The sequence below is a fragment of the Streptomyces sp. NPDC088810 genome (assembly GCF_044750305.1).
GTDB lineage: Bacteria > Actinomycetota > Actinomycetes > Streptomycetales > Streptomycetaceae > Streptomyces.
Genome location: NZ_JBIVJQ010000001.1, coordinates 741,552 through 754,562, shown reverse-complemented (window position 1 = coordinate 754,562; position 13,011 = coordinate 741,552). Strand labels below are relative to the sequence as shown.

Here is a 13,011-nt window from a genome sequence, read left to right as displayed (position 1 = left end):
GTTCCGCGGGGACAGACCTGCGCGCGCTGCCCCCCTCCAGCAGCGCGCGCCGCGGCCCGTCCGTCCCCCCATGCCCTGCGGAGGACTTGACCCACTGTGACCTGCGGCGCGTGCCGAGGGCGAGGGATCTTTAGCGGAGTCACCCTGATAGGGGAACTCCGCTCAGATGTGGCCGACGCCCGCGCCCGCCTCCGCGTTCGTGCCCCGCTTGGTGAGCAGCGCGACGAAGATGGCGACCACCGCCACCCCGGCCGCGACCAGGGACGCGAGGCTCATGCCGGAGAGGAAGGTGTCGTGGGCGACCGCGGTGATCTTCGCGGCGACCGGCTCCGGCATGCCCTTCGTCACCGGGGCCACGCCGACCTGGACCGCCTCGGAGGCCTTGTCCAGCTGGTCGGGGGTCAGCTTCGGCAGTCCGGCGCCGGCCCAGTTGCCCGGCAGTTCGCTGTCGACCTTGGAGGCCATCACGGCACCGAGCACCGCCGTACCGAGGCTGCTGCCGATCTGCATGGCCGCCTGCTGGAGGCCGCCCGCCACACCGGACAGCTCCAGGGGGGCGTTGCCGACGATGACCTCGGTGGCGCCGACCATGACCGGCGCGAGGCCGAGGCCGAGCAGGGCGAACCAGAGGGACATGACACCGCTGCCGGTGTCGCTCTCCAGCGTCGACATGCCGTACAGCGCGACCGCGGTCACGGCCATGCCGAAGGCCAGCGGGATGCGCGGGCCGAGCCTGGTGATGGCGGCGCCGGCGAGCGGTGAGCCGATGATCATCATGCCGGTGAGCGGCAGCAGGTGCGCGCCGGCCTTGACCGGGCTCATCCCGTGGACGTTCTGCAGGTAGAAGGTCACGAAGAACAGGCCGCCCATGAAGGCGATGGCCATCAGGACCATCAGGACGACACCCGCCGACAGCGCCACCGAGCGGAACAGGCCCAGCGGGATCAGCGGTTCGGCGACCTTCGTCTCCCAGAAGGAGAACAGGGCGAAGAGCACCGCGGACCCGGCGATGAACAGCCACGTCCTGCCGTCGCCCCAGCCCCAGGTGGGCGCCTTGATGAGCGCCCAGACCAGGCAGAACATCGCGCCGGACAGCAGGGCGATGCCGAGCAGGTCGAAGGAGCGCGGGGCGTTCTCGGCGCGGTGGTCGAGCAGGATCAGCGTGCCGAGGAGCAGTGCGAGGACACCGACCGGCACGTTGATGAAGAACACCGACTGCCAGTTGACGTGTTCGACGAGGACACCGCCGAGGATCGGGCCGCCCGCGGTGGACGCGCCGATCACCATGCCCCACACGCCGATGGCCATGTTCAGCTTCTCGGCCGGGAAGGTGGCCCGCAGCACGCCGAGCGCGGCCGGCATCAGCAGCGCGCCGAACAGGCCCTGGAAGACCCGGAAGACGATGACCGCGGTGATGCTGCCGGACAGCCCGATGGCGCCGGACGCGGCGGCGAAGCCGGTCACGCCGATGAGGAAGGTCTGCCGGTGGCCGAAGCGGTCGCCGAGCTTGCCCGCGGTGATCAGGGTGACCGCGAGGGCGAGGAAGTAGGCGTTCGAGACCCATTGCACGTCGGCGAAGGACGCGTTCAGGTCGTCGCGGATGGCCGGGTTGGCGATGGCCACGATGGTGCCGTCGAGGGCCACCATCATGACCCCTACGGCGACGGTGATGAGGGTGAGCCACGGATGGCCGCGCAGGCCGGCGGCCGGCCGCGGCCCCGACGGTGCTGCCGGTGCCTTGTCCCCCGGCCCCGTTGCGTCGGCGGTGGTCTGACTAGTCATGAACTCAGGCTAGTGACAGCCACTGACAGTTGACAAACGAATTCAGTAGTCGGTTACTGACACGACATCGGCGCATAGTCTTCAGGGGCCGGGCCGACGGACGTACACAGGGGAGAGAGGCCATGGAGACGCTGCGGGAGCGCAAGAAGCGGCGTACGCGGGAATCGCTGCTGCGGGCCGCTCTCGAGCTGTTCACCAGCCAGGGGTACGAGCAGACCACCATCGACGAGATCGCCGAGGCCGTCGACGTCTCGCAGCGCACCTTCTTCCGCTACTTCGCGGGCAAGGAGGACGTGGCCTTCGCGGTGCAGAAGATGACGGAGGCGGCCTTCGTGGCGGCCGTCCGCGCGCGTCCGCCGCACGAGGCGCCGATGGAGGCGCTGCGGCAGGCGTTCCTGGAAGGCTGGGACACGATCCGGGAGACCGTCGAGTCGGTGGTGCCGGTCGAGCTGTACCTGCGCATGTACCGGACGATCGAGTCCACGCCCGCGCTGCTCGCCGCCCATCTGCGCCGGTCGGCGGCGACGGAGGAGACCATCGCGCGGGTGCTGGCCGAACGGGAGGGAGTCGACGTGGACACCGACCCGCGGCCCCGGCTGGCGGTGGCCGTCTTCGGCGGGGTGATCCGGGTCAGCGAGCGGCAGTGGTGCACGAGCGAGGACTTCGGCCTGGAGTCCATCCGCGCCCTCACCGCGTCGTACCTCGATCAGGTGGGTTCGGCGCTCACGGGACACTGGCGCACCGCCTGAGACCGCCGGCGGATCGCGGCGAGATCATCCGCTGCGCACCGGCGCCGTGTTCGGTAACCGACGAAACGTGATCCCTGTCACTCGGTTACCGCGAGACCCTCTCGTTCTCCTAGTGTGTCCTCCCAGTGACTTCCTTCGACACCTCCCCGCAATTGAACGTCTGGCGCGCACTGCTGGCGCTGGCCGTCGTGTTCGTGATGCTCGCGACCACCGGCTGGACCGCCCTGCGCAGTCACCGGGAGTCGACAGCGCTGCAGGCCTCGCTCACCAAGTGGGAGCACGGCAGCATCCACGGCCTCCACCTGCCCGACCCCGAGGCCGCCCCGGCCCGCCTCGCCCGCTTCTTCGGCTCGCTCACCCCGCACGAGCGCGACCGTCTCGCCCACCGCTACCCGCTCGCGGTCGGCAACATGAACGGCGCCCCCGTCTCCCTGCGCTACCGGGCCAACCGCATCGCGCTGGGCCAGGCCCGCAAGGTCGAGCACCAGCGCGTGCACGACAGCCGGCTCAGCTCGGCGGGCCAGCAGGACGCGGCCCGCCGGATGGAGCGCTACGCGTCCCTGCAGGACCCGGACCGGCACATCCTGGCCTTCGACCCCGAGGGCTCGGGCCGGGTCGCCGAGGTGTTCGGCGACCTCGACAGGGCCGAACGGATCTCGGTCGTCGTCCCCGGGGTCGACACCGATCTGCTCACCTTCCAGCGGACGTACCGCAAGTACAGCGCCCCGGCCGGCATGGCCAAGGCCCTGTACGCGGCCGAGCGCGCGGCCGACCCCGCGACCCGTACGGCGGTGATCGCCTGGGCCGACTACACCTCCCCCGACGGGCTCGGGGTGGACGCGGCCACCGGTCTGCGCGCCGAAGAGGGCGCCGTACGGCTCAACGCGCTGCTGCGCGCCCTGCCCGGCCGGGCCCCGGTGTCGATGTTCTGTCACAGCTACGGCTCGGTGGTCTGCGGGGTCGCCGCACACGACATGCCCCGCCGGGTCGCCGACATAGCCGTGGCCGCGAGCCCCGGCATGCGCGTCACCAAGGCCGCCCGCCTGGGCACCACGGCCCGGGTGTGGGCCATGCGGGACGCCAGCGACTGGGTGGCGGACGTCCCGTACCTGGAGCTGGGCGGCCTCGGCCACGGCGCCGACCCGGTGTCCTCGGCGTTCGGGGCGCGGGTGCTGTCGGCCCGGGACGCCCAGGGCCACAGCGGTTACTTCCAGCCCGGCACGGACAGCCTGCGCAACCTCGCCGACATCGGCGTGGGCGCGTACGACGCGGTGACGTGCGCGCGGGAGAACGATGCGTGCCGGTCCGGTCTGTCCGGCGCGACGACGGCCGGACGCGCGTAGAAACAGCAGGAAGTGCGGTCTGCGCGGGTGGCGACGGAGGAGCACGTGCCGCATACGATGAGCCGCATGGGTGACGTACTGGCGGGGTTTCATGCCGTCTGGGAGTTCGAGTCCGACTCCGTGCTCATCCGTTACGAACGGGGGATTCGAACACCGAAGCTGTTCCAGGCGCTCGGTGAGCGCCGGATTCCGTTGTCGGCGGTCCAGGGGGTGAGCCTCGCCCCGGGCAAGCGCGGCACGGTCGTCCTGCGGCTGGAGCCGCGCCCCGGCGCCGATCCGCTGATGGAGGCGGCCGACGGCCAGCTCAAGGAGGGCGCCGATCCCTACCGGCTGGTGCTGCCGGCCGAGCGGGAGACCCTCGCCGAGTACTACGCCGACGAGCTGGAGGGGCTGCTGACCGAGTCCGGGCCCGCCGAGCGGCACCTGGTGGCGGCGCCCGAGGCGCCGCTGCAGTTCAAGGCGTACGACGGGAAGGCGTCCTTCGACGGGACGGCCGTGCAGTTCCGCTGGTCCTGGACCGGGGCGTCCTCGGCGAAGTGGAAGGCCGGCGACCAGAGCTTTCCGGTGGCCGAGCTGAGCGGGGTGGAGTGGCGGTCGCCGGAGATCTTCGAGGGGCATCTGCGGCTGGTGCCCCGCGACCCGGGCTCGGCACGGTCCGCGCAGCCGGACCAGGACCCGGCGTCGGTGGTCTTCGGCCTGGGGTACGGGCCGGTGCACGAGTCGCTGCCGTTCGCCGCCGCGGTCCTGGCGGCGGTGCGCACGCGCGGGCCGGTGCCGGTGGCACCGGCCGTGTCCCGGCGCGACCCCGCGGACATCGCCGAGCGGATCCGGCATCTCGGGGAGCTGCATCAGGCGGGCCTGGTCACCGACGAGGAGTTCTCGTCGAAGAAGGCCGAGCTGCTGGCCGAGCTGTAGCTACTGCTCGCGCGCGTAGAAGCTGATCTTCCGGTCCAGGACGCCGAGGGTGTCGTGGAGTTCCGTGATCCGGGACAGGACGTCCCTGCGGGTCGACTCCAGCAGCTGCCGGCGCTCCGCGAACGTGTGGTCGCCCTCCCTGACCAGTTCCGCGTACCGGACCATGTCGGCCACCGGCATGCCGGTCAGCCGGAGCTTGGTCACGAAGTCCAGCCAGTCCAGGTCGCGGTTGCTGTAGCGGCGCTGGCCGGTGTGCGAGCGGTCGACGTGCGGCATCAGCCCGATCCGCTCGTACCAGCGCAGCGTGTGCGCGGTCAGGCCGGTGAACGCGACGACCTCGCTGATCGTGTAGCGGTCCTGGCCGTCGGGGCGGGGATGGCGCCGGGGTGGGGCGGAGCAGATGTTGGTGGGCGTGGCGTGCTCGGTGGCCGCCGGCGGGGTCTGCATCACCGTCATGGCCCCACGCTATGACCTTGGAGTGCACTCCAAGCAAGCGGCTTCGGTAAGAAATCGGCACGACGCGGCCCGGGGCGGCGCTCTAACGTGCGGTCCATGAGTCTTGCACGCCGGGCCGGACCCGGGGATGCCGCCGAAGTGCTGCGACTACGCCAGGTGATGATCGATTCACTGTGGAGCGCGGGGGGTGCCGGGCCGACCGAGTGGCACGCGGAGTCGCTGCCGACGCTGCGGGAGCGGCTCACGGAGGAGGACGGGGACTTCGCCGCGTTCGTCGTGGAGCACCCCGGCCGGCCGCGGGCGCTGGCCGCGCTGGCGGCGGGGACGGTGGAGTACCGCATCGGCAAGGCCGGGAACCCGCGGGGGCGGGTCGGGCACGTCTTCAGTGTGGCGACCGACCCGGACGCCCGCCGGCGCGGGCACGCGCGCGCGTGCATGGAGGAGCTGCTGGCCTGGTTCCGCGCGCGGGGTGCCGGGCACGTGCTGCTCAACGCCTCGCCGGAGGCCGAGCCGCTGTACGCCTCCCTCGGCTTCACGCGGGATCCGGACCCGTCGATGCGGCTGCTGTTGTGAGCCGCATAGGCTCGGACGCATGTCGTTGCAGAGCCTGGCGCTGATCGAGAACTGGCCCGTCCCCACCGCCGCGGCGGGTGTCGTACGAGCCGACGGAACCGTCCTCGGGACGCACGGTCCCCTCGGGCACCGCTTCCCGCTGGCCTCCGTCACCAAGCCGCTGGCGGCCTACGCGGCGCTCGTCGCGTACGAGGAGGGGGCGATCGAGCTGGACGAGCCGGCCGGTCCGCCCGGGTCGACGGTCCGGCACCTGCTCGCGCACACCTCCGGGCTGGCCTTCGACGAGCACCGGGTGACGGCCGCGCCCGGGGAGCGGCGGCTGTACTCGAACGCCGGGTTCGAGCAGCTCGGGGACCACATCGCCAAGGCGACGGACATACCGTTCGCGGAGTACCTGCGGCAGGCCGTGCTGGAGCCGCTGGGCATGACCTCGACGTCGCTGGCGGGGTCGCCGGCGAAGGACGGGGTGTCGACCGTGGAGGACCTGCTGCGGTTCGCGGGCGAGGTGCAGGCGCCGAGGCTGCTGGACGCGCGGACGGTGGCGGCGGCGATGACGGTGCAGTTCCCGGGGACGAAGGGGGTGCTGCCGGGGTACGGGCACCAGAACCCGAACGACTGGGGGCTGGGCTTCGAGATCCGCGACGGGAAGTCCCCGCACTGGACGGGGGGTTCGTCGTCACCCCGCACGTTCGGGCATTTCGGGCAGTCCGGTACGTTCCTGTGGATCGACCCCGATGCCGGGGTGGCGGGTGTCGCCCTGACGGACCGGGCGTTCGGACCCTGGGCGGTCGAGGCGTGGCCCGTCTTCACGGACGCGGTGCTCGCGGAACTGCGCGGCTAAGCCGCCATCTCCCACAGCAGCAGCTCCGCCGGCGTCGCCGCCACCGCCTCCAGGCCCTCCGCGCCGGTGATCCTCGCCGCGTCCCCGGGGCGCAGCTCCTCCCCCGCCAGCCGGATCTCGCCCCGCACGACGTGCACGTACACGTACGCCGCGTCCGGGACCGCCGTCCGCTCACCGGGCTCCAGGCGCCGCACGTGGAGCATCGCGCCGGCCGCCGGCAGCACGTACGGCGTGGAGTCGGCGATGCCCGGGACGAGGTCGTAGGAGGGGTCGCCGCCGGGTTCGCGTGGCGTCAGCCACATCTGGACGAAGGTCAGCGGCACGTCCCCGTCGTTGCGTTCCACGTGCCGTACGCCCGCCGCGGCGCTCAGGTGCTGGACGTCCCCGGGGCGGACCCGGGTCTCGTGGCCCGTGGAGTCCCGGTGGGTCAGCTCGCCCTCCACCACCCACGTGACGATCTCGGTGTGGCTGTGCGGGTGTTCGTCGAAGCCGGCGCCGGGCGCGAGCCGCTCCTCGTTGCAGGCGATCACCGCGCCGAAGCGGAGATTGTCCGGGTCGTAGTGCGGGCCGAAGGAGAAGGCGTGCCGGGTCTCGATCCCGGCCTCCGGGTCCCCTCCGCGGTAGCGCTCACCGGCGCGCCGAACATCCATCACCCGGCCCACGGTAGACCTCACCCCTGACCCTGCGGCGCACGGGTCCGGCCCGATAAGGCAGTCTTGTCCCCGTGCCCGAACCCGAATCCCACAACGGTGATCCTGCAGTCCACGACGTCCACGCGCACGCCGCGACCCTGAAGCGACTGGAGAAGTCCTCGGGGCGTCTCGCCGCGCAGGCGATCGCGCGCATGGACGAGTCCCTGCCGTGGTACCGGGCCATGCCCCCGGAGAACCGTTCCTGGATCGGCCTCGTCGCCCAGGCGGGCATCGCGGCCTTCACCGAGTGGTTCCGGCGCCCGGACGCGCCCCAGGCGATCTCCACGGACGTCTTCGGGACCGCGCCGCGCGAGCTGACCCGGGCCATCACGCTGCGGCAGACCGTGGAGATGGTGCGCACCACCATCGAGGTCATGGAGAGCGCCATCGACGAGGTGGCCGCGCCCGGTGACGAGCGCGTGCTGCGCGAGGCGCTGCTGGTGTACGCCAGGGAGATCGCCTTCGCCACCGCCCAGGTGTACGCCCAAGCCGCCGAGGCACGCGGTGCCTGGGACGCGCGCCTGGAGTCGCTGGTGGTGAACGCCGTGCTGAGCGGCGAGGCGGACGAGGGCGCGGTCAGCCGGGCCGCCGCGCTGGGGTGGAACTCCCCCGAGCATGTGTGCGTGGTGCTCGGGACGGCGCCCGACGGGGACAGCGAGCTGACGGTCGAGGCGATCCGGCGGGCCGCGCGCCACGCCAAGCTGCAGGTGCTCACGGGGGTGCTCGGGGACCGGCTGGTCGTCATCGCCGGGGGCAGCGCCAACCCGCTCGCCGTCGCGAAGTCGCTGATCGGGCCGTTCGCCGCCGGGCCGGTGGTCGCGGGTCCGGTCGTGCCCGACCTGCTGGCCGCCACCCGGTCCGCGCAGGCCGCCGCCGCGGGACTGAAGGCCTGTTCGGCCTGGCAGGACGCGCCGCGGCCGGTGCTCGCGGACGATCTGCTGCCGGAGCGGGCGATCGCGGGTGATCCGAGCGCCCGCGAGCAGCTGGTGGAGGAGATCTACAGACCGCTGGAGGAGGCCGGCTCGGCGCTCCTGGAAACCCTGAGTGTCTACCTGGAGCAGGCGAGCAGTCTGGAAGGCGCGGCGAGGATGCTCTTCGTTCACCCGAACACCGTGCGCTACCGGCTCCGACGTGTGACTGATGTCACCGGATGGTCGCCCTCGGATGTACGATCCGCGTTCACACTACGGATCGCGCTCATCCTGGGGCGTCTGGCCGATGGTGAACCCCAGACATAGGGTTTTGTCGGAGGCCCACAAAAGCCCTTCGTGTTCTTCGTCCTTGTCCTCACGGGCGGCCTTGCCCGTCCCCAAGAGAGAGTGTGAGAGTGCTCGTACTCGTCGCTCCCGGCCAGGGCGCTCAGACGCCCGGCTTCCTGACCCCCTGGCTCGAACTGCCCGGTGCCGCGGACCGCGTCGCCGCCTGGTCGGACGCCATCGGACTGGACCTCGTCCACTACGGCACCCAGGCCGATGCCGACGCCATCCGCGACACCGCGGTGGCCCAGCCGCTGCTCGTGGCCGCCGGCATCCTGTCCGCCGCGGCACTCGGTGACATGTCCGAGATCGCTCCCGGCGCGGTCGCGGGTCACAGTGTGGGTGAGATCACCGCCGCCGCCTTCGCGGGTGTCCTGGACGACACGGCCGCCCTCGGTCTCGTCCGCACGCGGGGTCTGGCGATGGCCGACGCCGCCGCGGTCACCGAGACCGGCATGGCGGCGCTGCTCGGCGGGGATCCCGAGGTGACCCTTCCGCACCTGGAGAAGCTGGGCCTGACCCCGGCGAACATCAACGGCGCGGGTCAGATCGTCGCCGCCGGCACGCTGGAGCAGCTGGCCGCGCTGGCCGAGGACAAGCCCGAGGGCGTCCGCAAGGTCGTCCAGCTGAAGGTGGCCGGCGCCTTCCACACCGGCCACATGGCCCCCGCGGTGGACACCCTGGCCGAGGCCGCGGCGAAGCTGTCGCCGGCCGACCCGAAGGTGCCCTACGTCTCCAACAAGGACGGCCGGACCGTCGCGTCCGGTGCCGAGGTGCTGGAGCGGCTGGTCGGCCAGGTCGCCAACCCGGTGCGCTGGGACCTGTGCATGGAGACGTTCAAGGAACTCGGCGTCACCGCGCTCGTCGAGGTGTGTCCGGGCGGCACGCTGACCGGCCTGGCCAAGCGCGCTCTGCCCGGCGTCAGGACGCTGGCCCTGAAGACCCCCGACGACCTCGACGCGGCCCGCGCTCTCCTCGCAGAGCACACCGGCGCCTAAGGAGCCGTACATGGCGAAGATCAAGCCCAGCAAGGGCGCCCCGTACGCGCGCATCCTCGGCGTCGGCGGCTACCGGCCGACCCGGGTGGTGCCCAACGAGGTGATCCTGGAGAAGATCGACTCCTCCGACGAGTGGATCCGGTCGCGTTCCGGCATCGAGACCCGGCACTGGGCCGGTCCCGAGGAGACCGTGGCCGCGATGGCGATCGAGGCCTCCGGGAAGGCGATCGCGGACGCCGGCATCGACGCCGAGCGGATCGGCGCGGTGGTCGTCTCGACCGTCTCGCACTTCACCCAGACCCCGGCCGTCGCCACCGAGATCGCCCACAAACTGGGCACGGACAAGGCCGCCGCCTTCGACATCTCGGCCGGCTGCGCGGGCTTCGGCTACGGCCTGACGCTCGCCAAGGGCATGGTCGTGGAGGGTTCCGCCGACCACGTGCTCGTGATCGGCGTGGAGCGGCTGAGCGACCTGACCGACCTGGAGGACCGGGCGACCGCGTTCCTGTTCGGTGACGGCGCCGGCGCGGTCGTGGTCGGCCCCTCGAACGAGCCGGCGATCGGCCCGACGGTGTGGGGCTCCGAGGGCGACAAGTCCGAGACCATCAAGCAGACCGTCTCCTGGGACCGGTTCGCCATCGGCGACGTCTCCCAGCTGCCCGTGGACAGCCAGGGCAACATCAAGTTCCCTGCGATCACGCAGGAGGGCCAGGCGGTGTTCCGCTGGGCCGTGTTCGAGATGGCGAAGGTCGCCCAGCAGGCGCTGGACGCGGCCGGAATCACCGCGGACGACCTGGACGTCTTCATCCCGCACCAGGCCAATGTGCGGATCATCGACTCGATGGTGAAGACACTGAAGCTGCCGGAGCACGTCACGGTCGCCCGTGACATCCGCACCACCGGCAACACCTCGGCCGCCTCGATCCCGCTCGCGATGGAGCGGCTCCTGGCGACCGGGGAGGCCAAGAGCGGCGACACCGCGCTCGTCATCGGATTCGGGGCGGGTCTCGTCTACGCCGCCACGGTCGTTACCCTCCCCTAGGCACTCCGTGCCGGATCATGCGGTCCGGCAGGGGGACAACTGCCACAAACCGTCTGGAATATCTAAGAAGGAGCGCCTGACATGGCCGCCACTCAGGAAGAGATCGTCGCCGGTCTCGCCGAAATCGTGAACGAGATCGCCGGCATCCCGGTTGAGGACGTCCAGCTGGACAAGTCCTTCACCGACGACCTGGACGTCGACTCGCTGTCCATGGTCGAGGTCGTCGTCGCCGCCGAGGAGCGCTTCGACGTGAAGATCCCGGACGAGGACGTCAAGAACCTCAAGACCGTCGGCGACGCGACCGCCTACATCCTCAAGCACCAGGCCTGAGCCACCCCCTAGGCCGCAGGCTGCAAGGCCCCGCCACCCGGCGGTGGCGCCGTAATCCCCGCTGACGCGGGGGTAGTCCTCCCGTATCCGTTGGAGAAAGAATTCCCGTGAGCCCGACCAATCACACCGTGGTCGTCACCGGTATCGGCGCAACCACACCGCTGGGTGGCGACGCAGCCTCGACCTGGGAGGCCCTCCTCGCCGGCACGTCCGGCGTCGGCCCCCTGGAGCAGGAGTGGGCGGCTCAGCTGCCGGTCCGCATCGCCGCGCAGATCGCCGTCGAGCCGGGCGAGATCATCCCCCGCCCGCAGGCCCGCAAGCTGGACCGGTCCGCGCAGTTCGCGCTGATCGCCGCTCAGGAGGCCTGGAAGGACGCCGGTTTCACCGCCAAGGCCGGTGAGGACGCGTCCGTGAACCCCGATCGTCTCGGTGCGGTCATCGCCTCCGGCATCGGCGGCGTGACGACCCTGCTGGACCAGTACGACGTTCTGCGGGAGAAGGGCGTACGCCGCGTCTCCCCGCACACCGTCCCGATGCTGATGCCCAACTCCCCGGCGGCCAACGTCGGGATCGAGCTGGGTGCCCGCGCCGGTGTGCACACCCCGGTCTCGGCCTGCGCCTCGGGCGCGGAGGCCATCGGGTACGCGATCGAGATGATCCGCACCGGTCGTGCGGACGTGGTCGTGGCCGGTGGCACCGAGGCCGCCATCCACCCGCTGCCGATCGCCGCGTTCGGCAACATGATGGCGATGTCCAAGAACAACGACGACCCGCAGGGCGCCTCGCGTCCCTACGACGCCGACCGGGACGGTTTCGTGCTCGGCGAGGGCGCCGGTGTGATCGTCCTGGAGTCCGAGGAGCACGCGAAGGCCCGCGGCGCCCGGATCTACGTGGAGGCGGTCGGTCAGGGCATCTCCGCCGACGCCCACCACATCACGCAGCCGGAGCCGTCCGGCAACGGCATCGCGCACGCGCTGCAGAACCTGCTGGACAACACCGACCTGAAGCCGGCCGAGGTCGTGCACGTGAACGCGCACGCCACGTCCACGCCGCAGGGAGACGTCGCCGAGATCAAGGCGCTGCGCAAGGTGTTCGGCGACGACGTCGACCACATGGCGATCTCCGCGACCAAGTCGATGACCGGTCACCTGCTGGGCGGTGCCGGGGGTATCGAGACCGTCGCCTCGATCCTGGCGCTGGTGAACCGTACGGCGCCGCCGACGATCAACGTGGAGAACCTCGACCCCGAGGTCAACGCGGACGTCGTCGTCGGTAAGGCGCGGGCTCTCCCCGAGGGCCGTATCGCCGCACTGAACGACTCGTTCGGGTTCGGCGGGCACAACGTGGTGCTGGCGTTCCGGACGATCTGAGTCCCACCGCGCCGAACGGCCCGGTCTCCTGTGCGGAGACCGGGCCGTTTTGCCGTTTCCCGCGCGCTACACCACCTGGTGCAGCCAGCGGACCGGGGCGCCCTCGCCGGCGTAGCGGAACGGTTCCAGTTCGTCGTCCCAGGGCTTGCCCAGGAGCTTGGCGATCTCTGCTTCCAGGTCGGTCTCGCCCCGCTGAGAGCGTGTCAGCGCCGCGCGCAGGCGGTCCTCGGGGATCAGGATGTCGCCGTGCATGCCGGTGACGGCGTGGAAGATGCCGAGGTCGGGGGTGCAGCTGTAGCGCTCACCCTCCGCGGTGGGGCAGGGCTCGGCGGTGACCTCGAAACGCAGCAGGTGCCAGCCGCGCAGCGCGGAGGCGAGTTTGGAGGCGGTGCCGGCCTCGCCCTGCCAGGAGAACTCCGAGCGCCAGGTGCCGGGGGCCGCGGGCTGCCGGATCCAGTCGAGGTTGACGCGCGTGCCGAGCACCCCGGCGACGGCCCACTCGACGTGCGGGCACAGCGCGCGCGGCGCGGAGTGCACGTACAGAACTCCACGTGTCGTCACCGGAACCTCCGGGCAGAGCGGGACATCTTGCGGACTGGCTGGGCGGCAGTGGCGCGACGGCCGCGTTGATGGCGAGGCTACCCTGCGGCGGGGCAAGGAGTGT

General features: G+C 71.5%; 14 protein-coding genes. 10 read left to right on the top strand and 4 right to left on the bottom strand.

The window, feature by feature from the left end; translation table 11 throughout:
• Window positions 1-162: 162 nt before the first annotated feature.
• Window positions 163-1,782, bottom strand: a complete 1,620-nt coding sequence (locus tag ACIP4Y_RS03400) for an MFS transporter (protein ID WP_401387137.1) — start codon at window positions 1,780-1,782, stop codon at window positions 163-165.
• A 122-nt stretch (window positions 1,783-1,904) separates the two neighbouring features.
• Here ACIP4Y_RS03400 and ACIP4Y_RS03395 point away from each other — a divergent pair, with 122 nt between their 5' ends.
• The 3 genes from ACIP4Y_RS03395 to ACIP4Y_RS03385 all read left to right on the top strand — a co-directional run bounded on the left by ACIP4Y_RS03395 (window position 1,905) and on the right by ACIP4Y_RS03385 (window position 4,789).
• Complete coding sequence (locus ACIP4Y_RS03395) at window positions 1,905-2,531, top strand: TetR family transcriptional regulator (RefSeq protein ID WP_358635268.1); 627 nt, start codon at window positions 1,905-1,907, stop codon at window positions 2,529-2,531.
• A 125-nt stretch (window positions 2,532-2,656) separates the two neighbouring features.
• Window positions 2,657-3,874: an alpha/beta hydrolase gene (locus ACIP4Y_RS03390; protein ID WP_401387134.1), complete on the top strand. Its 1,218-nt coding sequence runs from the start codon at window positions 2,657-2,659 to the stop codon at window positions 3,872-3,874.
• 66 nt (window positions 3,875-3,940) lie between these two features.
• Window positions 3,941-4,789, top strand: coding sequence for a DUF4429 domain-containing protein (locus ACIP4Y_RS03385; RefSeq protein WP_401387131.1), 849 nt, complete (start codon window positions 3,941-3,943; stop codon window positions 4,787-4,789).
• Here the strand turns inward: ACIP4Y_RS03385 and ACIP4Y_RS03380 are convergent, their stop codons facing one another.
• Window positions 4,790-5,245, bottom strand: a complete 456-nt coding sequence (locus ACIP4Y_RS03380) for a MerR family transcriptional regulator (protein ID WP_401387129.1) — start codon at window positions 5,243-5,245, stop codon at window positions 4,790-4,792.
• A gap of 96 nt (window positions 5,246-5,341) precedes the next feature.
• Between ACIP4Y_RS03380 and ACIP4Y_RS03375 the strand changes: the two genes are divergently transcribed.
• Window positions 5,342-5,818, top strand: coding sequence for a GNAT family N-acetyltransferase (locus ACIP4Y_RS03375; protein ID WP_401387126.1), 477 nt, complete (start codon window positions 5,342-5,344; stop codon window positions 5,816-5,818).
• Between the two features lie 19 nt (window positions 5,819-5,837).
• Window positions 5,838-6,659, top strand: a complete 822-nt coding sequence (locus ACIP4Y_RS03370) for a serine hydrolase domain-containing protein (RefSeq protein ID WP_401387124.1) — start codon at window positions 5,838-5,840, stop codon at window positions 6,657-6,659.
• Here ACIP4Y_RS03370 and ACIP4Y_RS03365 read toward each other — a convergent pair.
• Window positions 6,656-7,309: a pirin family protein gene (locus ACIP4Y_RS03365; RefSeq protein WP_401388649.1), complete on the bottom strand. Its 654-nt coding sequence runs from the start codon at window positions 7,307-7,309 to the stop codon at window positions 6,656-6,658. The two genes, ACIP4Y_RS03370 and ACIP4Y_RS03365, sit on opposite strands and share 4 nt — an antisense overlap.
• A 74-nt stretch (window positions 7,310-7,383) precedes the next feature.
• Here ACIP4Y_RS03365 and ACIP4Y_RS03360 point away from each other — a divergent pair, with 74 nt between their 5' ends.
• The 5 genes from ACIP4Y_RS03360 (at window position 7,384) to fabF (ending at window position 12,347) form a co-directional block, all read left to right on the top strand.
• Window positions 7,384-8,589 (top strand): helix-turn-helix domain-containing protein, encoded by a 1,206-nt coding sequence (locus ACIP4Y_RS03360; RefSeq protein WP_358635279.1) that lies wholly within the window; start codon window positions 7,384-7,386, stop codon window positions 8,587-8,589.
• Between the two features lie 89 nt (window positions 8,590-8,678).
• Window positions 8,679-9,605, top strand: a complete 927-nt coding sequence (locus tag ACIP4Y_RS03355) for an ACP S-malonyltransferase (protein WP_358635281.1) — start codon at window positions 8,679-8,681, stop codon at window positions 9,603-9,605.
• A 10-nt stretch (window positions 9,606-9,615) separates the two neighbouring features.
• Window positions 9,616-10,647, top strand: coding sequence for a ketoacyl-ACP synthase III (locus ACIP4Y_RS03350; protein ID WP_401387119.1), 1,032 nt, complete (start codon window positions 9,616-9,618; stop codon window positions 10,645-10,647).
• Between the two features lie 81 nt (window positions 10,648-10,728).
• The gene (locus ACIP4Y_RS03345; protein WP_358635285.1) at window positions 10,729-10,977 is read left to right on the top strand and encodes an acyl carrier protein; all 249 of its coding nucleotides are present in this window, start codon (window positions 10,729-10,731) and stop codon (window positions 10,975-10,977) included.
• A 107-nt stretch (window positions 10,978-11,084) separates the two neighbouring features.
• Window positions 11,085-12,347: a beta-ketoacyl-ACP synthase II gene (fabF, locus tag ACIP4Y_RS03340; RefSeq protein ID WP_401387115.1), complete on the top strand. Its 1,263-nt coding sequence runs from the start codon at window positions 11,085-11,087 to the stop codon at window positions 12,345-12,347.
• A 66-nt stretch (window positions 12,348-12,413) separates the two neighbouring features.
• Here the strand turns inward: fabF and ACIP4Y_RS03335 are convergent, their stop codons facing one another.
• Window positions 12,414-12,908 carry a DUF3145 domain-containing protein gene (locus tag ACIP4Y_RS03335; RefSeq protein ID WP_358635288.1) on the bottom strand — a complete coding sequence of 165 codons (495 nt, stop codon included), beginning with the start codon at window positions 12,906-12,908 and terminating at the stop codon, window positions 12,414-12,416.
• Between the last annotated feature and the right edge of the window lie 103 nt (window positions 12,909-13,011).